Origin of the sequence: Acidovorax sp. NCPPB 3576 (assembly GCF_028473605.1) — a bacterium.
Lineage (GTDB): Bacteria > Pseudomonadota > Gammaproteobacteria > Burkholderiales > Burkholderiaceae_C > Paracidovorax.
Genome location: NZ_CP097267.1, coordinates 507,583 through 532,111 on the forward strand (window position 1 = coordinate 507,583; position 24,529 = coordinate 532,111).

The following is a 24,529-nucleotide window of genomic DNA, read 5'->3' on the forward strand; positions in this document are numbered from 1 at the left end:
GGCAGGGGGGCGGATTCATGGGCACCGAGGAGAATCAAAAATCATAGCACTACGCCCTAGTACTCATTGCCTTTCAGGTTCAAAAGGCATTCAAATGCTACGCAGGTGTGCGGTGAGTGCTCCTGTTTCAGGAGCAAACGCCAAAATCCATACGGATCAGAAGCCCAGGCTGGCCAGCAGATCGTCCACTTGCGACTGGTCGGTGACCACATCGGGCGTGCCGTCAGGGTCCACCACCGGGCCTGCCAGGTGCTCGCGGCGCGCTTCCACCACGGGCGCAACCTGCGCCTGCGCGGCGGGCGGGGCGGTCTGGATGAGCAACTGCACCAGTTGCTCCTCGATCGTGGCCGCCAGGTTGACCACGCGGGCGATCACCTGGCCGGTGAGGTCGTGGAAGTCCTGCGCCATCATGATTTCGGTCAGGTGGCCATCGGCTTCCTTGGTGACGCGTTCCACGTCGTGCAGGAAATTCATGATCTCGCCCTTGGCGACGGCGGCCACCGGGTCCTTGACCAGCGAGGAGACGACGCGGCGGGTTTCCTCGGCGATGAAGTCGTGCTGGGCCTTGGCCAGCTCGACCCGGCTCAACACCTTCTCTGCCGCCTCGCCGGTCAGGCGCGCGATGTAGGAAAGTCGGCTCTGGGCATCGGGCAACTCGCCCATCGTGCCGCGCAGCTTGTCGGCATAGCCGAGTTCGTTCAGCGAGTCGTGCAGCTGGCGGGTCAGCTGGCCGATCTTGTTGTGAACGGCGCCGGTTTCCGGAAGGGTGTTGTCCGATGTGTCCATGATCACAGGCCCATTTTCTTGAGGATCAGGGTGACTTTCTCTTCCAGCGTGGCCTTGGTGAACGGCTTGACGATGTAGCCGGCAGCGCCGTTCTGGGCTGCGGCCACGATGTCTTCCTTGCGGGCTTCCGCAGTCACCATCAGCACAGGCAGGTGCTTGAGCTTGTCGTCCTTCTTGATTTCAGCCAGCAGTTGAAACCCGTTCATGTTGGGCATGTTGATGTCGGTGACGACGAAGTCGAACTTGCTGTTGCGCAGTTTGTTCAGCGCCACCACGCCGTCTTCGGCCTCGTCGGCGTCCGCGAAACCGCTTTCCTTGAGCAGGTTGCGCACGATGCGTCGCATGGTGGAGAAGTCGTCAACGATCAAAAAGCGGAGTGCAGTGGTCACGTGGGACCCTTTCGGTCGGAAATTGCAGTGTGTATTGTCATGGGCCGCAGGTTTGGTGACAAGACGTTACGGCCGAGGGGCGGATGCCGGATTCTCCCGCTTTTCGGCGGCGAACTCCGTGGAAGTGATGGTGGCAGATTTCTTTCCGAGTAGCCGTTCCTCGGCTTCCTGGGTCAAAACCGTGATCGTGATGCGCCGATTGGCCGGTGCGCGGGGCTCCTTGGGCTCCAGCAAATCGCTCGCCGCCAGCCCGACAACGCGGCCCAGCTTGGCGTCCGGCATGCCTGCGGCCACGAGTTCGCGGCGCGAGGCGTTGGCGCGGTCTGCCGACAATTCCCAGTTGCTGTAGCCACGATCGCCATTGCCGTAGGGCGTCGCGTCGGTGTGGCCGGACAGGCTGATGCGGTTTTGCACCCCGCCGAGCGCCGTTCCGATTTCTCGAAGAATGTCGCGCATGTAGGGTTTTACCAACGCACTGCCGCTGTCGAACATGGGCCGGTTCTGGTCGTCCACGATCTGGATCTGCAGGCCGTCGGGCGTCACGTCCATGCGGATTTGCGAGCGATATTCATTCAGCTTGGGCGTTTCGGTGATCAGCGCATCGATTTTGGCCTGCAGGGCCTTGATGCGCATTTCGTCCTGGCGGGCGCGCTCGGCGCGTGCGGCTTCGAGGTTGGCGCGGCGGTTCGTCGATGTCTCGGAGTCGGAGCGCCGCACCTGTCCGTGTACCTTGGACAGGTCGTTGCCGCCGCCGGGGATCACGCTCGAACTGTTGCCCGCGCCATCGCCGCCCTGCATGGACACCTTCAGCGGCGAATTGAAGTAGGCAGCGATGCCCTGCAGTTCGCCCTTGGCGGTGGAGCCCAGCAGCCACATCAGCAGGAAGAACGCCATCATGGCCGTCACGAAGTCGGCATAGGCGATCTTCCAGGCGCCGCCATGCACAGCGTGGCCGCCCTTCTTGACGCGCTTGATGATGATCGGCTGGAGTTTCTTATCGGCCATGGCGGCAGCAGCCTACTTCTTGCCCTTCACGTGGCTTTCCAGCTCGGAAAAGCTCGGGCGGTCGGTGGAGAAAAGGACCTTGCGGCCGAATTCGATGGCCGTGGCCGGGTTGTAGCCCTGCATGCTGGCCAGCAGCGTGGTCTTGATGCACTGCAATTCCTTGGCCGCATCTTCCAGCTTCTGCTCCACCAGGCCCCCGAGCGGCTCCACCACGCCATAGGCCAGCAAAATCCCGAGGAAGGTGCCGACGAGCGCCGAGCCGATCATGCCGCCCAGCACGGAGGGCGGCTGGCCCACCGAGCCCATGGTGTTCACCACGCCCAGCACGGCGGCGATGATGCCGAAGGCCGGCAGGGCGCCGGCCAGGCGGGCCAGCGCCGCCACGGGGGCATGCGCTTCCTGGTGGTGGGTCTCGATCTCGCTGTCCATCAGCGCCTCGATCTCGTGGGCGTTCAGGTTGCCGGAGACCATCATGCGCAGGTAATCGGTCATGAACTCGATCACATGGTGGTCGCTGCCGACCGTGGGGTATTTCTTGAAGATTTCGGACTCGTGGGGGGTCTCGACATCCTTTTCGATGGCCATCAGCCCTTCTTTGCGGGCTTTCTGCAGGATGTCGTAGAGCATGGCCATCAGTTCCATGTAGCGCGCCTTGGTGTACTTGGACCCCTTGAGCGCCATGGGCAGCGCCTTCAAAGTGGCCTTGAGCACCTTCGGCTGGTTGTTCACCACGAACGCGCCCAGCGCGCCGCCGAAGATCGTGATCATCTCGAAGGGGAGCGCTTTGACGATCACGCTCACGTTCCCGCCGTGCACCACGTACACGCCGAAAATGCACCCGAGGCAGACCAGGTAACCGATGATTACAAACATGGGGCCATTCTGGCAGAGTCTTTTTGAAGCGCAAAAACGGAAATGCGGGCGGGATACACCCCAATTCGTTCCCCTTGACAAGTTTCATTGCCCTGTTGGTGAAACCGGTTGTCCACAGTCAAAACAGACGGGCAAACCATGGTTTATTGGGGCCACCGCGGGGCCTGCGAGCCCCTAAGATGGACCCCAGCCGTTTCGATCCACTGCCCCTGATCCATCCCTTCCCCATTGCCTGCCGCCGATGTGCTCCATGCCCACTTCCACCGACGACGCTGATGTGCAAGAGCATGCCGAACTGCTGATCGCGCTCTTCCAGGCCGAGCAGTGCCTGGCGCAGCAGGATTGGGTAGGGGCTTTGACGAAATTCACTGCTGCCCTGGCGTTCGACCCTCGGCGTGCGGATGTGTGGATGCATGTCGGGCGCACCTACCTCAAGATGGAGAACTGGGCGCAGGCCATCCCGGCGCTGGAGACCGCCCTGGCCCTGCAGCCCGGCATGCCGGATGCGCAGCATGGCCTGTCGTTCGCGCTGTTCAACCTGGGCCGCCACGCCGAAGCGTTGGAAATGATCGACGATGTGTGTCGCCGCGGCAACAACCCTTCCATGTGGGTCATGCGCGCCTTCCTGCACGGCCAGATCGACCGCGATCCCGTCAAGACGCTGGAGGTGTACCGTGACTGGGGCCGGCGCTACGCCGATCCGCTGACACGCAAGGCCGCACCGCTCGCCGTGGCCGACCGCCGGCCGAAAAAGCGCCTCAAGGTCGGCTATGTCACCGCCGATTTCCGCGAGCATTCGGTCGCGTTCTTCATGTTGCCCGTGCTGCGCCACCACGACCCGCAGGAGGTCGAGGTGCACGTGTACTCGGGCGGGCGGCGCGATGGCATCACCGACGCCCTGCAGCAATGCGTGCCCCATTGGCACGAGATGATCCACCTGTCTGATGACGACCTGTACACGCTCATCCGCTCGCATGGCATTGACGTGCTGGTGGACCTGTCGGGCCACACCGCTGGCAACCGCCTGCTGGTGTTCGCGCGCCGCGCTGCGCCTGTGCAAGTGACATGGCTCGGGTTCATGAGCCCGCTGGGCATGAAAGCCATGGACTACCGCCTGACCGATGCCGGCATCACTCCGCCGGGCCATGAAGTCTTCTACAGCGAGCGGCTCTTTCGCCTGGCCTGCATGGCCAGCTACGCGCCGCCCACGTACGCGCCGCTGTGCGAAGAGCCGCCGCTGCTGCGCAACGGCTACCCGACGCTCATCTCCCTGAACAATTCCGCCAAGGTCACGGACCGCATGCTGGGTGTCTGGGCGCGCATATTGCAGGCACGCACCGATGCACGCCTCGTCATCATGGTGAAAGAGCGGTCTGCCGAGGCCGCGCAGGCCAACATGCAGATGCGGGTCGAGGCGGCGGGGATGCCGATCGACCGCGTCTTCGTGCTGCACCAGCAACCCTTGGGCCAGTTCATGGAGCTGGGCCACATTGCCGACGTGGCGCTGGACACAACGCCGATCTCTGGCGGAACGACCACGCTGCACGCGCTCTGGATGGGCTTGCCCGTCGTGGCGATGGACGCTGAGCGCGGCATCGACGCTTCGTCTGCCCGCACTCTGCAGGGGCTGGGCTTCGGCGGTGAAGTGGCGCAGGACGAGGTGGCATACGTGGCTGCGGCCTTGCGGCTGATGGACGATCCTGAAGGCCTGCTCCAACTGCGGCGCAATGGCCGCGAATGGATGGGTAAAAGCGTGCTGATGGACTACGCCGCGCGCACCGCCGAGCTGGAAAAGGCCTATCGCCTGATGTGGCTGAACTACCTGAACCGGGATGCCCGCTGGCTGGATGTAGAGGTCGATCTGGGCGCCGCCTTGGCCCAGGCCGAACGCGCGCAGCCCCAACCGCAACGCTTGGCAGGCAACGGATGACGCCCATGACCGAGTCGCATCTGACGCCCATCCCCTTGCTGGTGCCGGATCTGCCCGCGCCCGAGGCGCTGATGCCTTTCCTGCAGCGCATGCATGCGGCGCGGCAGTATTCCAACTTCGGCCCCTTGACCTGTGAATTCGAGACTGTTTTGCGGGCCCTTTTTGCAGCCCGCTCTCCCGCTCCATTGGGTTTGACGACCGTGGCCAACGCCACGCTGGGCCTGGAGCTGGCATTGACCGCGCTCGACCTTCCGCCCCGCAGCCGGGTACTTTTGCCGGCGCTGACCTTCGTGGCCACCGCCACGGCCGTGCTGCGCGCCGGACACCTGCCAGTGTTGGCCGACGTGGACGCGCAAAGCTGGCTGCTAACCCCTGAAATCGCCCTGCGTGCGGCAGCCGATGGAAAGGTGGACGCTGTGCTGCCGGTCGCTACCTTCGGTGCGCCCCATGCGATGGCGGGCTGGCACGACTTCGAGCGCGATACCGGCATTCCCGTGGTGATCGATGCCGCAGCCGCCTTTGGTAGCCAATGGCTGGATGCGCCCACGGGAACCGCCGTGTTCAGTCTGCATGCCACCAAGTGCCTGCCTGCCGGGGAGGGGGGCTTCGTGGTGTCGAACAAGCCGGAGCTGATCGCCAAGGTGCGGCAGTTGACCAACTTCGGTATCAATTTGAACCCTGCCGCCGGCGTGCCCGTGGGCATGCTGGCCCGCATCGGCACGAACGCGAAGATGAGCGAATACCACGCAGCGGTAGGCCTGGCATCGCTGGCCACCTGGGACACCCGCGCTGCGCTGCGCAGGGCGTTGCACGCGGATCTGCGCGCACGGCTCGACGCGGCCGCCGGCATGGGAGTGCTGCGGTGGCAGGACATGGCCGAGCCGATCGCTGCGCCCACCCTGCTGTGCGTGCGGCTACCGGATGCGGGGGGCCGCGATCGCCTCGATCGCCTGTGCGCTGAGCGCCGCATCATGGTGCGGCGGTGGTACCAGCCGTTGCTCAATGCCATGCCGGCGCTGGCGGCGCACAGCGTCTGCCTGCCGGCGCCCGCTGCGGCAGGCATTGCCATGGATCTGTGTGGGTTGCCGTTCTATCTGGGCATGGCAGACGCCGACGAGGCCCGGCTGGTGGATGCGTTGAGTGCCGCGCTGGACGAAGGTCAGAGCGCATGCCAAAGCGCTGGCTCGCCCGAAGCACGGCGCAGCGCATGAAGGCGATCATCCTGGCGGGCGGGCTCGGTTCACGGCTCAGCGAAGAAACCCTGCAAAAACCCAAGCCCATGGTGGAGATCGGCGGCAAGCCGATCCTCTGGCACATCATGAAGATGTACTCGCACCACGGCATCAACGACTTCGTGATCTGCTGCGGCTACAAGGGCTACATGATCAAGGAATACTTCGCCAACTATTTCCTGCACATGTCGGACGTGACCTTCGATCTGGCCAACAACCGCATGGAAGTGCATGGGCGCTATGCCGAGCCCTGGCGGGTCACGCTGGTGGACACGGGCGAGGCGACGATGACCGGAGGGCGGCTCAAGCGCGTGGGCGAATACGTGCGCGGCGAAGAGGCCTTCTGCTTCACCTATGGTGACGGCGTGAGCGACATCGACATCGGCGCGCTCATCGCGTTCCACCGCAATGCAGGCGTGCTCGCCACGCTGATGGCCACACCGCCACCCGGTCGGTTCGGTGCGCTGGATTTGGACGAGCAGCAATACGTCACGCTGTTCAAGGAAAAGCCGGAGGGCGATGGCGGCCTGATCAACGGCGGGTTCTTCGTGCTGTCGCCCCGGGTGCTGGACCTGATCGCTGACGACAGCACCGTGTGGGAGCGCGAGCCGCTGGAGGTCTTGTCGCAGCGCAAACAGCTTGCCGCCTATCGCCATCCCGGCTTTTGGCAACCCATGGACACCCTGCGCGACAAAATGCTGCTGGAAACATTGTGGACACAGGAAAAGGCGCCATGGAAAACCTGGTGAATTTCGCTGTGGATGCGGCGTTTTGGCGGGGGCGGCGCGTCTTCTTGACGGGTCACACCGGCTTCAAGGGAGGCTGGCTCAGCCTGTGGCTGCAGACTTTGGGAGCGCAAGTGACCGGGTTCGCCTTGGCGCCGCAGGCGCTGTCGCTGTTTCGTCTGGGCCGGGTGGAGCGAGGGATGCAATCCATCATTGCCAACGTACAGGACGGGGTAGCGCTGCAGGACGCTTTGAGTTCCAGTGGCGCGGAGGTCGTCATTCACATGGCGGCTCAGCCGCTGGTGCGTCAAGGGTACGCGGAGCCTGTGGAAACTTACGCTACGAACGTCATGGGGACGGTGCACCTGCTGCAAGCGGTGCGTGCCACGGCCAGCGTACGGGCGGTCGTCGTGGTGACGACAGACAAATGTTATGAAAACCGGGAGTGGGCCTGGGGATACCGTGAAAACGACGCGTTGGGTGGGCGTGATCCCTACAGCAACAGCAAGGCTTGCGCCGAGTTGGTCGCGCAGAGTTTTCGGGACTCCTTTTTTCCGGTGGAGCGTTTTGCGGACCATCGGGTGGCCATCGCCACGGCCCGCGCGGGCAACGTGATCGGCGGCGGCGACTGGGCGGCGAACCGGCTGGTGCCGGATTTTCTGCGGGCCGCGGAAGGGGGTGACGTGCTGGAGTTGCGCTATCCCCACGCGGTCCGCCCCTGGCAGCATGTTTTGGAGCCGCTGGCCGGCTACCTCCGGCTGTTGCAGCGGCTGGTGGAACTGGGGCCGGAGGTTTCGGGGGCGTGGAACTTCGGCCCAACGGACGACGGCCTGCAGACCGTGGGCGAAGTCGTGCGTCAACTGGCTTCCTGCTGGCCTGAGTCCGTGAACGTGCGCTACGGCGATGGGCAACCGTCTGCGCACGAAACCAGCGTGCTTCGGTTGGACAGCAGCAAGGCGCGCGCAAACCTGGGATGGCTGCCGCGCTGGACCTTGGAGCGCGCTTTGCGCAATACGGCGGACTGGCACCTTGCACACCGTAGGGGAAACTGCATGGACGCCGTAACCCGCCAACAAATCGCTCAATACACCACCGCCCCGGTCACCGAGCTTTCGGCGGCGCGGACCCTTCACGCAACCTCTCTCACCTGATGGACCGACTGAGCCAGATTCGCGAACAGATCGCCACCCTTGTCCAGGAATACGCCGCGCGCGCCTACCGGCCTCAGCCCTTTCTGCCTGGCGCCTCCAACGTGGCGGTGTCAGGCAAGGTCATTGGAGAGGGGGAGTTGCAGAACATGGTATCTGCTGCGTTGGACGGGTGGCTGACCACGGGACGATTCAACGAGGCGTTCGAAGCGCGCATGCGGGCCTTTCTGGGCGTAGAGCACGTGATGACTACCAACAGTGGCTCATCTGCCAACCTGCTGGCCTTTTCTGCTTTGACTTCCCCCATGCTGGGCGACCGCAGGGTGCGCCCTGGCGACGAGGTGATCGGTGTGGCGGCGGGTTTTCCGACGACCGTCAACCCCATCCTGCAGGCGGGGGCCGTGCCCGTGTTCGTCGATGTGGAACTGGGCACCTATAACGTGGATGTCCAGCAATTGGACGCAGCGATCTCCCCAAAAACCAAAGCCATCATGCTGGCGCATACGCTGGGCAATCCGTTCAATCTGCGCGCCGTGCAGGCCTTGTGCCGCAAGCATGGGTTGTGGCTCATCGAGGACTGCTGCGATGCCCTGGGCTCCACTTATGACGGCCGTCTGGTGGGTACCTTTGGCGACATCGGGACGCTCAGCTTCTATCCCGCGCACCACATCACGATGGGCGAAGGCGGTGCGGTGTTCACCAACGACGACACACTGGCCCGTATCGTCACTTCTTTCAGGGACTGGGGACGCGATTGCTACTGCGAACCTGGTAAGGACAACACCTGCGGCCGGCGATATGAATGGCAACTGGGCGACCTGCCCGCAGGATACGACCACAAGTACACCTACTCCCACATAGGCTACAACCTGAAGATCACCGATATGCAGGCCGCATGCGCCCTGGCGCAGATGGACCGCCTGCCCGGTTTCATCGCCGCGCGGCAGACCAATTTCCACCACCTGTACGAGCGGCTCGAAAGCTGCGAAGAATTCATGATCTTGCCCCGGCCGACCGAAGGGTCCGTTCCGTCTTGGTTCGGCTTTCCCCTGACATTGCGTGAAGCTGCGGGAAGCCGGCGCGTCGATTTGCTGCAGTATCTGGAGCAAAGCCGTATCGGCACCCGACTGCTCTTCGCTGGAAATCTGACGCGTCAACCCTGCATGCAAGGGCAGCACTATCGTGTGGCCGGCCCGCTGACCCAGAGCGACGCCATCATGAATGACACTTTCTGGATCGGCTTGCACCCGGGATTGAGCATGGACATGCTGGACTTCATGGCTGACCGGATCGAATCGTATTTCGGTCTGCACTTTCAATGAGCAAGTACTCCGTACCCGCCTTGATGCGACGCTTTGGCCCATGAGAATCGAACCCATGCCGCTGCCGGGCTGCTACCAGATCCATCCCCACGTGCTGGCCGATCCACGGGGCCATTTCGTCAAGACCTTTCAGTCGTCCGCCTTCCGTGCCCACGGATTGGCAGACAATTTCGCCGAAACCTTCTACAGCGTATCGCGTAAGGGGGTGCTGCGTGGCTTTCACTTCCAAGTGCCTCCGCATGAGCATGCGAAGCTCGTTTATTGCACGGCGGGGGCTGTACTCGATGCGGTGGTGGACATCCGCCGCGGCTCTCCCACAGAAGCGCAATTCACGACCTTCGAACTGATCGCCGAACATGCCGCCATGGTTTACATTCCGGCCGGGTTCGCCCATGCCTTCTATGCCTTGACGGACAGCGCTACCGTGGCTTACCAAGTGACCACCGAATTTGCGCCCGAACATGATGCCGGGGTACGCTGGGATTCCTTTGGCGTACCTTGGCCCGACCCCAATCCCATCCTGTCTGCCAAGGATATGGCGCTACCGCTCTGGCAGGACTTCGACACTCCCTTTACTCTGGCAAGCGCCCCCAAAGACTGACGATGCATCTTTTCATCACGGGCGGAACCGGCTTTATCGGTGGCCACCTGCTCGACGCATTGGGGAAGACGGCGCACCGCACGACGGCGCTGTGCAGAAGGCCGGAGCAAGCTGCCCAACGGCCGGCCGAGAGGCGCACTTGGATATGCAAACCGATGGATGCTCTGGAGGCGGCCGATCTGCGCGGCGTCGATGTGCTGGTGCATCTTGCGTCCACTGATGTTCCCCCCCGCCCTTCGGAATGGCAGCGGCTTTTTTATTGGAATGTCGATGTGCTCGTGCGGGTGCTTTTGGCCGCGCAGTCGGGCGGGGTGCGCCGGGTAGTCGTCGCGGGCACTTTCGCGGAGTACGGTCGCTCGTTCGAGAAGTACGATGCCATGCCCTGCGATGCGCCGTTGCTGCCTACTTATGGATATGCTGCGTCCAAGGCCGCGGCGTTCCAGGTGGCCAGTGCCTTTGCCATCGAACGCGGAATCGAAATGTGCTACCTGCGTATTTTCTCGGCCTTCGGCGAGGGGCAATATGCGCAGAACTTTTGGCCTGCTTTAAAGAAGGCGGCCTTGGAGGGCGAGGACTTTCCCATGACCCCTGGTGAGCAGGTGCGGGACTACGTCGATGTAGAGCAGGTCGCGAGGGCTTTTTTATGCGCTGCCGAATCTGGCGGTGTGCAGGCAGGCGTGCCCTGGGTGCGCAATGTGGGCTCGGGCGTTCCGGTGTCCATGAAAGCGTTCGCCGAGCATTGGTGGTCGGTCTGGAATGCGCCGGGCCGGCTGCTGGTGGGGGCCTTGCCATACCGGCCCAACGAACTCATGCGCTGCGTTCCGCGCCCCGGTGTCGATTTGCTGGTGGGTTGAAGCCAGCCTGTGCTGCGCGGCGGCGATCAGGTGGCCGATGCGAGCACCCGGCGTGCGGTGTCTGCGCCACTCTGGAACGCCTGGTGGCTCCACAGATAGTCCCACTCGCCGAAACGGCCAGCGCAAGCGATGCCCATGCTGCCTAGCCAAGTGCGCACGCGGTCGCGGCGTTGTTCCATGCCTTGCTCGAACAGCACGTTGGCATAGGGCACATGGTGGTGGTGGGACACGGCGATATCGGCGTTGGTCGCGAAACCCCATTTCTCCAGGGCTTGAGCGCAGTCGCGCTGCAGTGCCTCTGCGCTTTGCATCATCGGTCGGCGGCTCGAGCCGTAGATTTCGAACTGGATGGAGGAGCATCCTGGCGGACAGTTGTCGGCCGACTGCATTCCCGGGCAACTGGCACGGGCTGCCATCACGTCATCGTCGTAAATGTAGAACCACAAGTCCTTGAACACATTCGGCCGTGCGACGCCAATGCAAATCAGGTCCACCGTGGTCGCCACGAGGCTCTGGGCATCTGCTTGAATCGCGTCCGGTATGCCATCCACCATACCGGCTAGCACGGGCAAGGGCAGGGTGGAAATCAAGTGGTTGTAGCGTGTGACATGACCGTTGGTGAAATGCAAGTGTCTGCTCTGTGCATCGATGCGGCAGAGGCTATGGTCCAGCCGGATATCGGCCTTTGTAATCAGGGGCTCGATGAAGGCGCGGTAGCCACCACGTTCGGGGTATCGCATTTGCGGTGCGTAATACACGCTGGGCGTGTCGTCCGTCATTGCTCCGCGTAGCACCTCGTCCAGCGCCGGGCGGTGAATGCGGGGGCCGATCCAGTCAATGCCCATGACCTCTGCAGGTACCGTCCAGTATTTTTCGGTGTAGCGCTCGGCATAGCGTGCCGAAAGCGCCCTGCCGTACTGGCTCACCAGCCAGTCCTTGTAGTGGCCCGGCCTGGTGTCAGGCCGCTCTACGAAACCGCGCACGAGTTCCACGCGTTGGTCCACCGGCAAGGGGTGCAGGTTGTTCTGCACCGGATGCTTGAGCCAGTAAGGGTGCTCCACGCAGCGCGGGCTGGGCGTGAATGCCGCGTGCGCTGTCTGGTCGAAGAATGCCCGCGCCTCTGGCTGGTCGGCGAATGACAGGTGCACTGCGCGGTCGAAGCGATACCCCTGAACCTCAATCGAATCGAGCAGCCCCCCTGCGCGAGGCGCTGCTTCATACATCACGCAGTCGTGACCGAGCGCTGCGGCTGCGTGATTGGCGGCCAGGCCCGCTATTCCTGCGCCCAGCACGGTCAGTGACGCGGTCATCGCCGACCTTGATGGCTGTACGGCAGGTAAAAGCAGGGAGCGAAAGTCATCCGACCCGGCGGGCAAAAAAATCCCCCATCGCCATGCCGGAGGCGGACACGTTGCGCAACTGCTCCAGCGTGCCCTCGAAATCGCCCTGCATTTCCCGCCACCAGCCCAGCGAGGGCTCCAGCATGGGGCGCAGCTTCAGGTTGAAAAGCGGCACGTGCTTGATCGAGAACATGTGGGTGTCGGAATCGATCTCCATCAGCCGGTCACGGGCGAAGCGATAGGCGTCCTCCAATGTGTCCGCTGGATATCCTAGCGTCTGCGCGTAGTGCATCCACAAAGAAGACTCATAGGACAGGTGCCGGAAATCCAGAAACGGCATGTTCAGGAAGGCCGGATCGGCCAGCGAGGCTGGGAAACTTTCCGCGCCGCGGAGGTCTTCGGGCATGGACCAAAGTTGCGCCATGTCCTCGGCACGCGCGATCATCAGTTTGTCAGAGAAATGGAACGGCATGTAGGCCCATGAAGCCTGCAGCAGAACGCCCATCTTTCCCGGGTTTTTGTCACCATTGCCGAACAGCCGCTCCAATGTGCGATAGACCGATCCGACCAGGACGGCATCGGTGCGCAGCCGCACGACATAGCGCACTCCGGCCTTCAGCATCAGTTGGCTGCCAGCCTTGCACGATCGGGTGACGTAATTGCGGGTGTCGTAGCCGTTGGGAGGTGGGGGCTCGATTTGCACAAGTTCATCCACCCAGGGGCGGCAGGCTTTCACCAGTTCCGGGTCTTCCGTTGTCCATGTGACCAGCGCAAGGTGCGATGCGGGGTAGCGCATGCGATGGTAGGCCAGCGCGAGCAACGTGAACTCAGTGATCGGCCCCTGCATGAACAGGCCCAGTTCCGCCGATCGTATGGCTGGCGCCTTTTCGAGTCGCATACCACCTCGGACAGCGCCCTGGAATGCCTGCAATTCCTCAATTACACCTGCGTCGTCGCCAAAATCCACCGCGCGCACTGTGCGGTAGTTGCCATAGGTGTTGCGGATGGCGTTCATGATTTCCGGTGCATAGGCAGAGAAAACCACGACCAACACATCGTCGTGTTTTTCCTGCAGCAAGGCTTCGGGCGGGCGGACCGGGACGCCGTGGAGCGTCGTTCCCTGGTTCTCCTGCCGAGGGCAGATCGTGTATTCCAGCGACAGACCGGTATGTGGAAAGTAGTCGCGAAAAGCCTGCCCAGCGCCCCAGCCGATCAAGCGGATCTTGGTCAGGTCGATGTCGGCGTATTTCATGAGGACGCGGGAGAGTCCTCCTCGGACGATGGCCATGGTGACTCCAGAGAATGATGGCGGTGCGCAAGAATCCGTTAGCTGAGATCAGTAGAAATAAAGGCAACTATCCCATCGGTCCTCTGTGTGGTGCCGTAAGCCCAGTTGGTAGCCAGGGGCAATGCCATCGATGTAGGCAGGAAGATCCAGCAGGTCTGTCGCCCTGTGATAAGCCGAGACTGCCAACTTGGGTTTCCCTGTTTGAATCGCCTTGATGCCGCCCTTTAACGCTGGCAGCTCGAACCCTTCGATGTCCATTTTGATGAAGGTGGGTATGTCATCGATGATGTTGTCGATGGGACGGAGCAACACCTTCTCGAGTTTGGCGGTGGGATCGCTCATCGCAATGGACCCGCTATGTCCACCTTGATGATGAAAAGGCGCCTCAGCCTCTGTTGCTCCGACCGCGACAGGATGCAGAGACAGTTTCTCCTCTATGGCACTGCCCGCGTGGGAGCGGATCAATTTCCGCAGGGTTTCAACGTTGAAACGGTCTGGCTCAATCATCCAAGAGTGTGAAAAACGTCCTCTGGTGATACCTATCAAAGCCGTGGTGGATTCACCAATGGATGCGCCACAGTCCACCAGCTTCTCATGGTCTGTCAGGCAGAAAAGGCCGGAGCGGAAATACAGGCTTGAATATGGTCGGGAGATATTCAGGTGGTACTCTGGATTGCAGGTCAGGTGAAATGCCAGCAGGCCTGCAAGGGTTTCTGCGGAATATGGATCGGAAAATCTGCGTTGCAGTACTTCGAACTCTTCAAACCTTGCAGAGATCACGGGTGCCCAGTCAGTGACTCGGTGGTCCACCACGTCGTTCAAACCCATCATGCGAACGGCTTGCTCGTGGTTCAGAAAAACGATGTCGTGCTTTTGGCACAAGGTTTCAAAGAATCGTCGCGAATGATCGAAGCGGCAGCAATTGATGGCGATGATGTCGGGATCTTTTGCCACCATTTCGACAAGCCGAGCACTGGTGATTAATGAAATTCCATGAAAAAGCCCACCTTTGGGCGACTGAAAATCGTCCACTACGTGCAACACCCGTCCTTTGCCAGCGACGATCGAAATGAAGACAGCAGCGAAATCCTTGGTACCTAGCAGGATGAAATGTGTTTCTCCGCTCTTTCTTGCAAAGATGTCCAAAGCCCGCTCGGGAACGCAGAAGAGAGGGTTTTTACGATATAGCCCTAACGCTTGCAGCAGGATGTCTTGAGCCGAAAGAGTGTGAAGGTTCAGCCTCATGACCAGAGGCGCCGAATTTTTCAGCACCTCGCGCGTCATGATCGCAGCAGAGCTTGGCTTGAGAGGAATCATGCGGCCCAGGCCGGGGCTTCAACGCCCGTAATCGGTGACGCATAGAGAATCAAATCATAGTAGTAGCTACCGTTGTGTTGGCGTAGGCGCAAATGATAATCATCGACGCTTTTGTCGAGCTGACTGACCACGTCCAGCAGATCATGCGCGTAGTGGTAGACGCATGCCGCGATTCTGGGGCGCTGGTTGGTAATAAGACGAGATGCACCTTGCAGAGTCTTGGACTCAAAGCCTTCCACGTCCATCTTCAGGAAGGTGAGTTTTTCCAGCTCATCGTCGAGCTTCGTCGTTTGAACCGTGGCAGTGCCTGCTGCGGAAACGTAGCTTGAAACGGTGCCTGTTTCCATGAAGCGCAACGTTTGCTTCCGGCTGGAAACCGCTTTATTCACAGGGCGGAAGTTTTCGAGGGGTAAGGCGGATATACGTTCCAAGACCTCAAAATTGGCGCGATCTGGTTCGAACGCTGTAATACTTTTGTAGTGATAATTTGTGGCTCCTAGAAACTTCGACACGATCGGGCCTTGAAAAGCGCCGCAGTCACAGTAATGCTCTTGGCTTCCCAACCGAAAGGTAGAAGGCGCTGCATAACTAGAAAAGTACTCCTCAATGGGATTCGCCCAAGTCTGCAACATGTAAGAACGGTCGTAAGTGAGGCGGAACAGCAGATTGGCATAAAGCGTCGCGCGGCTGTGATGGTCAGCAAACCGGTCTGCCAAGCGCAGGAAATCATCGAGGCGTTCCAACGTCTTGAGGCGGTAATCACCGACCGTCTCATACACCGAAACCATGCCCAACTGTGCCTGTGCAATAACGCAGTCTTCCTTCGGGATGCTCGCGCGACGACACAGCTCTGCCATGTGCGACCGATCTGCTGGACTTTCTGAAAAGTCGATAGCTACCGCATTGGCGTATTGGGCAGCACGCTGCAGAAAGTCCATGCTGCTCCAGCGTGGAGCGCCATGGATGACTGCTTCACAGGACATATCGTCAACGACTGCCACCAAGCCAGTAGTGGACTTCGCGATTTGAGGACCGTGTGTGGTGCCCAGTAGCGAAGCAGGCGAAAGGATGAAGACCGGCCGGGTCGTGAGGTCGGGAATGGCCGGTTCTTCAGCCAGTGCAGCAATGGCGAGTAATTGCTGTCTGAGCGATTCCGAGAGTGCTTGGTGCATGGCGTGCTTTCTTTGCGATGCGGTCAGGAGATGCCACAGTCGACAATCGAAATGGCAAAGGGAAATGCAGGAAGCAGAAAAGTCTTTTCTGCCAACGGCTCTGAACGTCTGCCTGGCAAGTCAAGAATCGACTGTTTTCCAATGGAGACGCCATCGGCCACGATCACCCCGGTACCCAGTATTGCGTTGGCGCCCACTCGCGCCTGCATTCCGATGTGCACTCCATCGGCGATCCAAGAGGAAGAGGCTATCTGAACATCCGCCCCCAAGACGCAGCCTGCACCGATCACGCTATTGAAACCAACGCGGCAGCCTGGGCCGACGCTTGCTCCCACACCAATGATGCAGTTTTCGCCGATGGTGGACGTGGCTGAAATCATTGCACCTCGGCAGATCAGTGATGGCATGCGAAAGCCTCGACTCTTGAGTTCTCCCATCAATTCAAGGCGGCGAAAATTCAAGAACTGGGACCCCCAGACCACAAAGGCTGTTGCTTCAGCCGGGGATGCTTCCGCCAGGGCTCCCAAGTCAAACCGATAGTCGCGGTCCTGGCCAATATCGATAGGGTGCAGCGTTTCTTCGGATGCGACTTCAGACCAGTGCGCAAGAGCGGCAGCCAGCAACGCCCCAGTGCCGATCACAAACTTCTCAGAGGGCATGTCGTCCCTCCATTACATCCATGTACCAGCGTTCGACGGCCATGTTGCCGAACTCGAAGTCGCCTAAGGTGGCCCTTGGCGAGCCGGGGCGAAGTGCCGCCTGCACTTTTTCCATGACGGATATGTCTTCACGCAGCACTTTTTCTGCGCCCTCCAGATGCGCAAGCAAAACCGCTGCGGAGGTTGGGTAACGGCGCTTCTTTCGGGCGGTGACGTAATAGATGACCAGATCGGTTCGTGCTGCAGAGATTGGCTGGTGATGCTCAATGATGAATGAGTAGCCACCCGATCCAGAGGCGATGTGCAGATTGGGGAAGACGAGCCAGTTGAGATACCAATCGTCAGTGCCGTATCGATCAACGTTGTCATGCCAAGCGTACTGCGGCATCTGAACAAGGGGCTCGTTAAGTCCCCCGTTGCTGAATGCGCGCAGATGGGCGAGATGCGCTTCGCGCCCTATGCTGCCACTGGCGTGGTAACTCTTGGCCGCGGTTACCGCGTTTTCGTCCATCTGCACCTGGAATTTCACTTGCTGATACACGCTCTGCTGGTGCAAGTAGCGTGGATGCAAGCTGTCGCGAAGGTTTTCGTAAGCCAGTTTCCAGTTGAGCTTCGTGGGCAGGGTAGCGATGAGCACCTCGCTATCAAAATGTTCAGAGGCCGAGCGCAGGGAGGCCAGCGCTTCCATGGAGAACTGTTCATGCAATTCCACGGGTTTGCTGCCAACGTTCACGAACACCAAGTTGCCGATGCATTCCACTGGAAAGCGTCGTAGTTTCAGGCATTCCCTTTCCGGCGCTGGCAGCCGATATGCCGTGTCTTGAAAAGGGATGTTGTCAACGGCCCCATCATCACGATAGCCCCAGCCGTGGTAGCTGCAAACCAGGGGCCTGACGCCGTGGGCCTGGTATTGCAGCGGGTTTTGTCGATGCAGGCAGATGTTTTCGAAGGCTCGTAGTTCGCCATTGAAATTCTGCACCACGACCTCAACACCGCAAACACTGCGGGTAACGAATCCGTTGTGTTTGGCAAGCAGCATGCGTGGGGCCACGAATTGCCACAGCGGACGCATCAGTGCTTCGCGTTCGCGTACGAACCACGCTTCGTCGATATAGGCCTCGGCCGGCAGGGTCGATCGCATGGTGTCAGCGCCGTCGCTCGTAGGTGTAGCCCGCGCCGATCATGCGCGCAGGATTGGGGAAGTGTGTAGCGATGAAACTACCGGCAGCCAAACCGACTGTCTGCTGCCGTGAGACGTCTATTACGCAATGTCGGCCGAACTGCAGGCTTGCGCCCAAATGCACGTTGCTTCCGATTACACAGTGTGGTCCCACTGCGGTGTTTTCACCGACTGAGGCGCCGGGTCCAATGAAACCGTGCATGCCAACGTGTGCGCCAGCGTCTATCCGCGCTCCGGCATGCACCATCACGTCGCCGGCAATCCGGGTCGCCCTACCGATGATTGCGCCGGGGCCAACCCATACGTTGTCGGCCAACTGGGCCGATGGCGCGACGATGGCGCGCTCATGTATCAGCGTTGCCATGTGAAGCCCGCGCAGGCGCGCCGCGCCATAGAGTTCCAGCCGTGCGTAATTCAACGCGTTCTGGTCAACGGCTGCAAAGACGCTGGTGAGCCCGGGCTCCAGCCCCTCGAGCAATGAAGGAATGGCGGCGGACAGCGCAGCGACATCGTCCACTCGGCGCATCGTCCAGCCTTCGGGTAGGCCATATGCTGCCGCGTCTTCTGCGATCATGTCGAAGACAGAGCCCGTGCCAAGCAGGCAGAACCTGACCTTTGTGCTCATGGCTTGCCTTCTTCCATCAGCCGCAGATAGGCTGCTGCCGCGGACTGCAGACGGTCTTCATATTGGCCATGCTGGGCACGCGGCGCGGCGTCGTGAAGATGCGATTGCAGGGCTTCCAGGTGCGCCAAGTCTTCATGCAGCACCGCGACTTCACTCTTCAAGTGACCCCACAAGATGGCGGGCAGCGCCGGGAGCCTGCGTGTCTCACGCGCTGCACACAAGGTGAACCGCACTTCGGTCCGGTCGGGCGCCAGCGGGTGGAACTGCTGGAGCAGGAACGTCAACCCTCCGAGTGAGATGAAGTTGACGTTGGGATAGAGAAAGAAGTTGTAGTAGAAATCGCCGTCTCCATAGCGCTGGACTGCGTCATGCCATGGCCATGGTTCTATGCGGATCGGTGAACGCGTCCAGAAGCTCTGGGCCGCCAAGTGGTCCCTTCGTGCGGCCACTGAAAGGGCTTGGCCATCCGCGCCTCCGGCAGCCGGCAGCCCCTGGCGGGCATCCGATATGCCTTCTCGCAATAGTGGCTGGAACGTCTTCGGATGAATGTACGGAACGTGGTTGTAATCGAGCACGTTCTCGTAGTTGAGCTTCCAGTTGTAGCGGGCGGGCAGATCGGCATGCACGGCTTGCACACCGAAGTGGCTGGTGATGTCCGCCAGTGTTCGCTGCAGTTCAGGACTGAACTGCTCATCGAAAGGAAGCGGATCGGCATCAAGGTTCACAAAAACCAGGTTGCCGACCTCCCGCACCGCATACCGCTTCAAGCACAGATCTTTACGCTCGTTAGCAGAGTACGCGTAGAGGCGCTGTTCGTGCGGAATCGTCTTGACCTTGCCTTCGGTATCGAAGACCCAGCCGTGATAGGGGCATGCCATGCGCGCTTGGCCGAACGCTTCCTTTTGCAAAGGCATCTGGCGGTGGGGGCACAGGTTTTCGAACGCCCGGATCTCGCCATCGCAGTTCTGCAGCAGCACCGGCAGGCCACCCAGCTCGCGCGTGGCGAATGCGTCGGGCTCGGCCAGCGCCGTGCGCAACGCTGCGAACAGCCAGAGCTTGCGAAAGAGGCGTGTTCGCTCGCGCGCAAAAATCTCCTGGTCCAGGTAGTGCGCAGGTGACAGCCGCGACAGCATGGCGCTATCGGAACGAAAACGGCTTGGCAGGATTGCCCATCACGGTGGTTCCCGGAGCAACGTTGCGGATTACCACGCTGCCTGCGCCCACGATGGCTCCATCACCCACCGTTACCCCTGGCAGGATGGTGGCATGGGGGTGGATCACCACGTCGTTCCCGATGTGCGCGCCCCCGCCGATGAAGACGAAGCTGGCAATCTGGCAGTAGTCGCCGATGTGCACGTCATAACCCACGATGGTCGTGGACAGAATGGTGACCAACTCACCTACCCTGACGTCGGGCCCCAAAGACACCTTGCGTTCGAAAAGCCCGCCGGACGAAAGCTGCACGCGCTCACCCGTCGTGAGATCAGGCCGCAGGATGATGAAATTGGCGCCCTGCGACCGGAGGTGGGCGGTGTATTGCCGTTTTGCAGCGGGATTGCCCAGCGCGCAAACGAAGATATCGCCTTCTTGAACCTCATAGGTCAGCGGATCGCCCAGAATGGGCAGGTCGCTGGGGTTTTGCAGGCCGTTTCGGTTGTCTAGGAATCCCTTGACGTCCCAGGCCGTACCGCAGGCCAGATCGGAGCGCGCCAAGCTGGCAATGGCACGGCCGAAGCCACCCGCGCCGACGACCAGCACATGGTTGGGAACAGTGGTTTTCGCCGAACTCACACAAACTCCACGCCACCGTCCATGCTGAAAATGGCGCCAGTGACCTTGGTGCTGGCGCCGCTCAGGAAGTACAAGCATGCCTGCGCCACATCGGCAGGCAGTCCGATGCCCAGCGGGTAGCGCTTGCGGCTTTCTTCGAACCAGTCCTTGTCTTCGGTGATCAGCGTGGTTTCCACCAGACCCGGGCACAGCGCATTGGCACGAATGCCACGCTTGGCCAGCTCCAGCGCCAGGGGCCTCAATGTTCCAACCAAAGCGGCCTTGGAGCCAGCGTATGGCCCCACGCCCACGGTGCCCGTCAGCGCGGCGATGGAAGACAGAAATACCAGCGAACCACCGGGGCGAATCTGTCCTTTGGCCAGCAGATGCCTCGTCAACATCATTGGCGCGACGTAATTCGTCTCCATGACCTGGGCCAAAAAGGCGTCGCTCACCATTTTCATGGGAGCGAGGCCGCGGATGCCGGCGCTGTGCACCACGCCATCGAGCGGGCCGCAGTCGGCTGCGAATTGCTTGCGTGCGGCCACGTCTGTGAGTTCGGCTGCCAATGCTCGGTGGCCAGTGCCTTGCAGGCTGTCCAGCGTTTCCTGCAGGCGCGCAGCATCGCGTCCAGCAATCACCAGCTGGGCTCCAGAGGCGGCACACTGCCTTGCCACCTCTTGGCCAATGCCTTTGGAGGCGCCTGTCACCAGCACGGTCTTGCCTTCCAAACCGAAGATGCGCCGGGCAGCAGCCACGGCGGTGTCAAGGGTTGCGACAGTATTCATAGTCGGATCGGCAGCGAAATGCCGCCATCCAGGGTCAGCGTGGTGCGCGTGATCCAGCGGCTGGCAGGGGAAAGCAGCCATGCGGCCGCAGGAGCGACATCGTCCGGGGTCACTGTGCCGAGGGGCGTGAGGGCGACCTTTTCGCTCATGTCGGCCGCGCTGCCCAGGCGGTGGAGCATGGGGGTATCGACATAGCCTGGGGCAATGCAATTGGACCGAATGCGCTGCTTTGCATGCTCCAGCCCCAAGGTGCGCGACGCGGCTTCGAGTGCCGCCTTCGAGGCAGCATAGGCGCCGGCGGCCTGCGGCGCAGCGCGGGCCGACAGCGCACTGACGAACACGAGGGAGGCTCCTTCACGCAGCTTGCGCTTGTATAGAAGGCGCTGTGCCAGCCCGATGGGCGCCAGGTAATTGACGGCGAGCATCTGCTGCAGGTACTTTTCACTGGCCATGCGCATCGGCACCAGCGTGGCAGCGCCGGCGCATGAGACCAAGCCGTCAAAATAAGGGGCCGATTGCACCAGGGTGTCCAGCGTGGCCGGATCGGTAAGATCCCCAGCGACCACGGTGTGGCCGGAGCCCGATAGGCCGGCGCGCGAGGTTTCCAGCCGCTCGGCATCACGCCCGTTCAGGCAAAGTTCGGCGCCCAACTCTGCGCAGAGCTTGGCAACCGCGGCGCCGATTCCGGACGAGGCCCCCGTCACCAGCACGCGGCGGCCGTATAGGCTGAAATCGGCAGTCGGGTCGGTATTCACGACACAAGCAGCGGGGGAAATACCGCGTTCTCGATGTCGAGGATGCAAGTGCCCCAGGACAGGCCGATGCCGAAACCCCCCAGCAGAAGCTTGTGACGGCCCTGTCCCAGCACTTCATTGATGCGGGCTGTCATGGTCACCGGAAGCGAAGCGCCGCTGGTGTTGCCAAAGTCCGCCAGGGTGGAGGGCACCTTTTCAGGCGGTAGGGCAAGCTTCTTGCGGATGGTCTCGTTGATCATCCGGTTGGCTTGGTGAAAGATGAAAAAGTCGATATCTTCCGTGGTGATTTTTGCGTACTCCATCGCCCGTCGCACGGAAGGAGGCACCTGCTGGGTCGAAAAGCTCAGCACCGCAGGGCCATCGAGGATCAGTTCTGCTGGCCAGTGCAGCGTGCCATCTTCGTCTCGCCTGGGCATGCTGTGCTGCGGCCCGAAGGGTTCGCGGTGGCCGCCCACCGGCAGCATGATGGCTTTGTAGCCGCTGCCGTCGCTGTTAAGGTCGAAGTGCATGGGCGGCGCAGCGGGATCGAACTCCAGCGCAGTTGCGGTGCCGGCGTCCGAGAAGAGCGGGTCGTTCAGGGTGGCACAGCGGTCGCCTACCAGCACCAGCCCTTTTTTGATCGCTCCGGAAGCAATCATGCTTCCCAATATGTGCAGGCCGAACGGATAGCCAGAGCAGCCCAAGTTCACATCGAAGGCAATCGTGGCCTGGGAAAGCTTGAGGCGATCCTGCAGGATGATCGCCGTTGCCGGAATCAGGTAGTCCGGTGATTGCGTGACGACGATCAGTGCATCGATCTCCTCGCGTTGCCAGTTCAGGGTATCCAGCAGGGTGCCTGTAGCGTCGAAAGCGAGATCGGAAAACGTTTGCCATTCCTGGCAGATGCGGCGTTGCTGGATGCCGATGTTGCGCACCAGACGCTCACGCTCCGAGCGGATTTTGGGAGCCGCGTCGTCGATGTTGTGCAGGATGCGTTTGGGAACGCAGCTGGCCATGCCTGCGAACCGGACATTGCTGAGCGTGGACAGCCCCATGGTGCTAACCCAAGAGTTTGTACAGATCGGTGATCGTGGCGGCGTTCTTCAGGTCTTCCCCGACGATCGTTTTGCCGTAATCCACATCGAACATGACGATCACACCCAGGGCGGCAAGCGAATCCCACTCGGGCAGGCTGAGCAGCTCCGTCTCCGGCGTGACCTCCACCGGCTCCTGGAAGTCGACCGCGACCAGGAAACTTTCAATGAATTGCTCGATGGTGGGGGTGGGCATAGTGGCTCCAGGGCAAATAAAAGGCCCGTGTGGCGGATGCCGCCGGGCGGGGCGTGAAACGGTTGCGCGGCAGTGTAGCCGCGAATGTCACCGGATCAGCCCTGCAGCAGCTTCAGCACCTGCTGAGGCAGCTGGTTGGCCTGGGCCACCATCGCGGTGCCGGCCTGCTGCAGGATCTGCGTGCGCGACAGGTTGGCCGTTTCCTTGGCGAAATCGGCATCCACGATGCGGCCACGGGCTGCCGCCATGTTCTCGCCCTGAATGTCGATATTGGCGATGGCGTTTTCGAAGCGGCTTTGCAAGGCCCCGAGGTCGGCGCGTGCCGAATTGACCTGGTCGATGGCGCTGTCGATCTTTTTGAGGGCCACCCAGGCCTGGCTCTGCGTTCCGACATCGACGCTGTCGATGCCCTTCTGGGCTGCGCCTGTGGCAGTCGTCAGTGTGGGCGGGGTAAAGCCCGTGTTGGCCACGGTGAATCCGGTGGTGCCGCCGAACGTGACGGTTTCCGGTACGGGCGGAACCGCGTTCGTCAATTTGGACGACGCAAACTCCAGTCCATAACTGCCGTCGTCGTTCTTGGTCAGGAAGGCGGTGACACCCGTATCCGCTGTCTTGTTGTTGATGGCCGAAATCACTTGGCCCAGGCGTTCCACGCCGGAACCTGCCGCCTTGATGCTTCCCAGGTCGATGGCGGAGCCCGAGCCGATCTGGATCGTCAGCCCGCCTGCGGGGATTGCGCTGCCGAAGGCGGAGATCGACGTGTCCGAGGCGTCTACGGCGATCGCTGTGCTCGTGCTCGAGTACATGATGCTGGACAGGCCCGACGCGCGGGTGTCCGCCAAGGCGCCCAGCGTCACGTTGTCGCCGGAGTTGGCGCCGACCTGGAACAACGCACCGGCGAAGCTGCCGTCCAGGATCTTCTGGCCGTTGAAGCTGGTTTGCTTGGAAACGCGGTCGATTTCGTCGGTGAGCTGCTTCACTTCGGACTGCAGCGCGGCGCGGTCTGCCTTGCTGTTTGTCGCATTGCTGGCCTGTACGGCCAATTCGCGCATCCGCTGCAGCATGTCGCCGACCTTGCCCAGGGCGCCTTCGGCCGTCTGGGCCAGCGAAATGCCGTCATTGGCATTGCGGGAAGCCACCGCCAAGCCTTTGACCTGGGTGTTCATGCGCTCGGCGATGGCCAGACCGGCGGCATCGTCCTTTGCGCTGTTGACGCGCAGGCCGGAGGACAGCCTTTGCATGGTGGTCGTCAGCGAGGTTGCCGACAATCCCAGATTGCGCTGGGCGTTGAGTGAGGCGATGTTGGTGTTGATCGTCGAGGCCATTACGGAACTCCTTCGCAAAAGGGACAAGGCACAGCTGCCGTGGCCAAGGACACCACCATCAGCGGGCAACCCTAGCGTTGGGAGAATTCTCCTTAGATGGGGTTTTCCTGGCGTGGGGAAAAAAGGGCGGAAAACCGTCCATATCCACCCTTGTGGGAGTCGGCTTACCCGGCTGC

The 24,529-nt window shown here is 61.4% G+C and carries 25 protein-coding genes; 7 read left to right on the forward strand and 18 right to left on the reverse strand.

The features are described from left to right. Positions 1 to 156 precede the first annotated feature (156 nt). The 4 genes from M5C98_RS02540 to motA form a co-directional block, all read right to left on the reverse strand. Positions 157 to 786, reverse strand: a complete 630-nt coding sequence (locus M5C98_RS02540) for a protein phosphatase CheZ (RefSeq protein WP_272550780.1) — start codon at positions 784 to 786, stop codon at positions 157 to 159. Positions 787 to 788: 2 nt separating this feature from the next. Next, the gene (gene cheY / locus M5C98_RS02545) at positions 789 to 1,175 is read right to left on the reverse strand and encodes a chemotaxis response regulator CheY (RefSeq protein WP_092745669.1); all 387 of its coding nucleotides are present in this window, start codon (positions 1,173 to 1,175) and stop codon (positions 789 to 791) included. 66 nt (positions 1,176 to 1,241) lie between these two features. Continuing rightward, complete coding sequence (motB, locus tag M5C98_RS02550) at positions 1,242 to 2,180, reverse strand: flagellar motor protein MotB (protein ID WP_272550782.1); 939 nt, start codon at positions 2,178 to 2,180, stop codon at positions 1,242 to 1,244. Positions 2,181 to 2,192: 12 nt separating this feature from the next. After that, on the reverse strand, positions 2,193 to 3,053 hold the full coding sequence (motA, locus tag M5C98_RS02555) for a flagellar motor stator protein MotA (RefSeq protein WP_272550784.1): 861 nt from the start codon (positions 3,051 to 3,053) through the stop codon (positions 2,193 to 2,195). Between the two features lie 250 nt (positions 3,054 to 3,303). On the opposite strand from motA, the gene M5C98_RS02560 reads away from it, so the two are divergent. The 7 genes from M5C98_RS02560 to M5C98_RS02590 are packed head-to-tail and all read left to right on the forward strand — an operon-like array spanning position 3,304 to position 10,865. Then, positions 3,304 to 4,983, forward strand: coding sequence for an O-linked N-acetylglucosamine transferase, SPINDLY family protein (locus M5C98_RS02560; protein ID WP_272550785.1), 1,680 nt, complete (start codon positions 3,304 to 3,306; stop codon positions 4,981 to 4,983). Positions 4,984 to 4,988: 5 nt separating this feature from the next. Beyond that, a complete protein-coding gene (locus tag M5C98_RS02565) occupies positions 4,989 to 6,194 on the forward strand; it encodes a DegT/DnrJ/EryC1/StrS family aminotransferase (protein WP_272550786.1) in 1,206 nt (401 codons plus the stop codon). Further along, positions 6,191 to 6,964 carry a glucose-1-phosphate cytidylyltransferase gene (gene rfbF, locus M5C98_RS02570; RefSeq protein ID WP_272550787.1) on the forward strand — a complete coding sequence of 258 codons (774 nt, stop codon included), beginning with the start codon at positions 6,191 to 6,193 and terminating at the stop codon, positions 6,962 to 6,964. The genes M5C98_RS02565 and rfbF overlap by 4 nt, the downstream gene beginning before the upstream one ends. Beyond that, positions 6,949 to 8,091 (forward strand): CDP-glucose 4,6-dehydratase, encoded by a 1,143-nt coding sequence (gene rfbG, locus M5C98_RS02575; protein WP_272550789.1) that lies wholly within the window; start codon positions 6,949 to 6,951, stop codon positions 8,089 to 8,091. Before rfbF ends, rfbG begins: the two co-directional genes overlap by 16 nt. Continuing rightward, positions 8,091 to 9,410: a lipopolysaccharide biosynthesis protein RfbH gene (rfbH, locus tag M5C98_RS02580; RefSeq protein WP_272550790.1), complete on the forward strand. Its 1,320-nt coding sequence runs from the start codon at positions 8,091 to 8,093 to the stop codon at positions 9,408 to 9,410. The genes rfbG and rfbH overlap by 1 nt, the downstream gene beginning before the upstream one ends. Before the next feature lie 55 nt (positions 9,411 to 9,465). Further along, positions 9,466 to 10,011, forward strand: coding sequence for a dTDP-4-dehydrorhamnose 3,5-epimerase family protein (locus M5C98_RS02585; protein ID WP_272550791.1), 546 nt, complete (start codon positions 9,466 to 9,468; stop codon positions 10,009 to 10,011). Between the two features lie 2 nt (positions 10,012 to 10,013). Next, positions 10,014 to 10,865, forward strand: a complete 852-nt coding sequence (locus tag M5C98_RS02590; protein WP_272550793.1) for an NAD-dependent epimerase/dehydratase family protein — start codon at positions 10,014 to 10,016, stop codon at positions 10,863 to 10,865. Between the two features lie 26 nt (positions 10,866 to 10,891). Here M5C98_RS02590 and M5C98_RS02595 read toward each other — a convergent pair whose 3' ends face one another. The 14 genes from M5C98_RS02595 to M5C98_RS02660 all read right to left on the reverse strand — a co-directional run bounded on the left by M5C98_RS02595 (position 10,892) and on the right by M5C98_RS02660 (position 24,353). After that, a complete protein-coding gene (locus M5C98_RS02595; RefSeq protein WP_272550795.1) occupies positions 10,892 to 12,175 on the reverse strand; it encodes a protoporphyrinogen/coproporphyrinogen oxidase in 1,284 nt (427 codons plus the stop codon). 46 nt (positions 12,176 to 12,221) lie between these two features. Next, positions 12,222 to 13,493: a WavE lipopolysaccharide synthesis family protein gene (locus tag M5C98_RS02600; protein ID WP_272550796.1), complete on the reverse strand. Its 1,272-nt coding sequence runs from the start codon at positions 13,491 to 13,493 to the stop codon at positions 12,222 to 12,224. A gap of 48 nt (positions 13,494 to 13,541) precedes the next feature. Next, positions 13,542 to 14,810, reverse strand: a complete 1,269-nt coding sequence (locus M5C98_RS02605) for an FkbM family methyltransferase (protein WP_272550797.1) — start codon at positions 14,808 to 14,810, stop codon at positions 13,542 to 13,544. Further along, positions 14,807 to 15,982, reverse strand: a complete 1,176-nt coding sequence (locus M5C98_RS02610; protein ID WP_272550798.1) for an FkbM family methyltransferase — start codon at positions 15,980 to 15,982, stop codon at positions 14,807 to 14,809. Before M5C98_RS02610 ends, M5C98_RS02605 begins: the two co-directional genes overlap by 4 nt. 23 nt (positions 15,983 to 16,005) lie before the next feature. Beyond that, a complete protein-coding gene (locus tag M5C98_RS02615; protein WP_272550799.1) occupies positions 16,006 to 16,641 on the reverse strand; it encodes a DapH/DapD/GlmU-related protein in 636 nt (211 codons plus the stop codon). Continuing rightward, positions 16,631 to 17,782, reverse strand: coding sequence for an aromatic ring-hydroxylating oxygenase subunit alpha (locus M5C98_RS02620; RefSeq protein WP_272550800.1), 1,152 nt, complete (start codon positions 17,780 to 17,782; stop codon positions 16,631 to 16,633). The genes M5C98_RS02615 and M5C98_RS02620 overlap by 11 nt, the downstream gene beginning before the upstream one ends. A 4-nt stretch (positions 17,783 to 17,786) precedes the next feature. Further along, on the reverse strand, positions 17,787 to 18,446 hold the full coding sequence (locus M5C98_RS02625; protein ID WP_272550802.1) for a hypothetical protein: 660 nt from the start codon (positions 18,444 to 18,446) through the stop codon (positions 17,787 to 17,789). Further along, a complete protein-coding gene (locus M5C98_RS02630; protein WP_272550804.1) occupies positions 18,443 to 19,579 on the reverse strand; it encodes an aromatic ring-hydroxylating oxygenase subunit alpha in 1,137 nt (378 codons plus the stop codon). Before M5C98_RS02630 ends, M5C98_RS02625 begins: the two co-directional genes overlap by 4 nt. 4 nt (positions 19,580 to 19,583) lie before the next feature. Further along, positions 19,584 to 20,237, reverse strand: a complete 654-nt coding sequence (locus tag M5C98_RS02635) for a NeuD/PglB/VioB family sugar acetyltransferase (protein WP_272550805.1) — start codon at positions 20,235 to 20,237, stop codon at positions 19,584 to 19,586. Next, a complete protein-coding gene (locus M5C98_RS02640; RefSeq protein ID WP_272550806.1) occupies positions 20,234 to 21,085 on the reverse strand; it encodes an SDR family NAD(P)-dependent oxidoreductase in 852 nt (283 codons plus the stop codon). Before M5C98_RS02640 ends, M5C98_RS02635 begins: the two co-directional genes overlap by 4 nt. Next, entirely contained in the window at positions 21,001 to 21,759 is a 759-nt protein-coding gene (locus M5C98_RS02645; protein WP_272550807.1) for an SDR family NAD(P)-dependent oxidoreductase, read from the reverse strand. Before M5C98_RS02645 ends, M5C98_RS02640 begins: the two co-directional genes overlap by 85 nt. Next, on the reverse strand, positions 21,756 to 22,793 hold the full coding sequence (locus tag M5C98_RS02650) for a ketoacyl-ACP synthase III (RefSeq protein ID WP_272550808.1): 1,038 nt from the start codon (positions 22,791 to 22,793) through the stop codon (positions 21,756 to 21,758). Before M5C98_RS02650 ends, M5C98_RS02645 begins: the two co-directional genes overlap by 4 nt. Positions 22,794 to 22,797: 4 nt before the next feature. Then, positions 22,798 to 23,028, reverse strand: a complete 231-nt coding sequence (locus M5C98_RS02655) for an acyl carrier protein (protein ID WP_272550809.1) — start codon at positions 23,026 to 23,028, stop codon at positions 22,798 to 22,800. 95 nt (positions 23,029 to 23,123) lie between these two features. Further along, positions 23,124 to 24,353 (reverse strand): flagellin, encoded by a 1,230-nt coding sequence (locus tag M5C98_RS02660; RefSeq protein ID WP_272550810.1) that lies wholly within the window; start codon positions 24,351 to 24,353, stop codon positions 23,124 to 23,126. Positions 24,354 to 24,529: the final 176 nt, after the last annotated feature.

Bases quoted from the DNA above. Each gene is read 5' to 3' on its own strand.
- M5C98_RS02540 (WP_272550780.1), bottom strand. From the start codon at position 786: ATGGACACATCGGACAACACCCTTCCGGAAACCGGCGCCGTTCACAAC.
- motB (WP_272550782.1), bottom strand. From the start codon at position 2,180: ATGGCCGATAAGAAACTCCAGCCGATCATCATCAAGCGCGTCAAGAAG.
- motA (WP_272550784.1), bottom strand. From the start codon at position 3,053: ATGTTTGTAATCATCGGTTACCTGGTCTGCCTCGGGTGCATTTTCGGC.
- M5C98_RS02560 (WP_272550785.1), top strand. From the start codon at position 3,304: ATGCCCACTTCCACCGACGACGCTGATGTGCAAGAGCATGCCGAACTG.
- M5C98_RS02565 (WP_272550786.1), top strand. From the start codon at position 4,989: ATGACCGAGTCGCATCTGACGCCCATCCCCTTGCTGGTGCCGGATCTG.
- rfbF (WP_272550787.1), top strand. From the start codon at position 6,191: ATGAAGGCGATCATCCTGGCGGGCGGGCTCGGTTCACGGCTCAGCGAA.
- rfbG (WP_272550789.1), top strand. From the start codon at position 6,949: ATGGAAAACCTGGTGAATTTCGCTGTGGATGCGGCGTTTTGGCGGGGG.
- rfbH (WP_272550790.1), top strand. From the start codon at position 8,091: ATGGACCGACTGAGCCAGATTCGCGAACAGATCGCCACCCTTGTCCAG.
- M5C98_RS02585 (WP_272550791.1), top strand. From the start codon at position 9,466: ATGCCGCTGCCGGGCTGCTACCAGATCCATCCCCACGTGCTGGCCGAT.
- M5C98_RS02590 (WP_272550793.1), top strand. From the start codon at position 10,014: ATGCATCTTTTCATCACGGGCGGAACCGGCTTTATCGGTGGCCACCTG.
- M5C98_RS02595 (WP_272550795.1), bottom strand. From the start codon at position 12,175: ATGACCGCGTCACTGACCGTGCTGGGCGCAGGAATAGCGGGCCTGGCC.
- M5C98_RS02600 (WP_272550796.1), bottom strand. From the start codon at position 13,493: ATGGCCATCGTCCGAGGAGGACTCTCCCGCGTCCTCATGAAATACGCC.
- M5C98_RS02605 (WP_272550797.1), bottom strand. From the start codon at position 14,810: ATGATTCCTCTCAAGCCAAGCTCTGCTGCGATCATGACGCGCGAGGTG.
- M5C98_RS02610 (WP_272550798.1), bottom strand. From the start codon at position 15,982: ATGCACCAAGCACTCTCGGAATCGCTCAGACAGCAATTACTCGCCATT.
- M5C98_RS02615 (WP_272550799.1), bottom strand. From the start codon at position 16,641: ATGCCCTCTGAGAAGTTTGTGATCGGCACTGGGGCGTTGCTGGCTGCC.
- M5C98_RS02620 (WP_272550800.1), bottom strand. From the start codon at position 17,782: ATGCGATCGACCCTGCCGGCCGAGGCCTATATCGACGAAGCGTGGTTC.
- M5C98_RS02625 (WP_272550802.1), bottom strand. From the start codon at position 18,446: ATGAGCACAAAGGTCAGGTTCTGCCTGCTTGGCACGGGCTCTGTCTTC.
- M5C98_RS02630 (WP_272550804.1), bottom strand. From the start codon at position 19,579: ATGCTGTCGCGGCTGTCACCTGCGCACTACCTGGACCAGGAGATTTTT.
- M5C98_RS02640 (WP_272550806.1), bottom strand. From the start codon at position 21,085: ATGGCTGCTTTCCCCTGCCAGCCGCTGGATCACGCGCACCACGCTGAC.
- M5C98_RS02650 (WP_272550808.1), bottom strand. From the start codon at position 22,793: ATGGGGCTGTCCACGCTCAGCAATGTCCGGTTCGCAGGCATGGCCAGC.
- M5C98_RS02655 (WP_272550809.1), bottom strand. From the start codon at position 23,028: ATGCCCACCCCCACCATCGAGCAATTCATTGAAAGTTTCCTGGTCGCG.
- M5C98_RS02660 (WP_272550810.1), bottom strand. From the start codon at position 24,353: ATGGCCTCGACGATCAACACCAACATCGCCTCACTCAACGCCCAGCGC.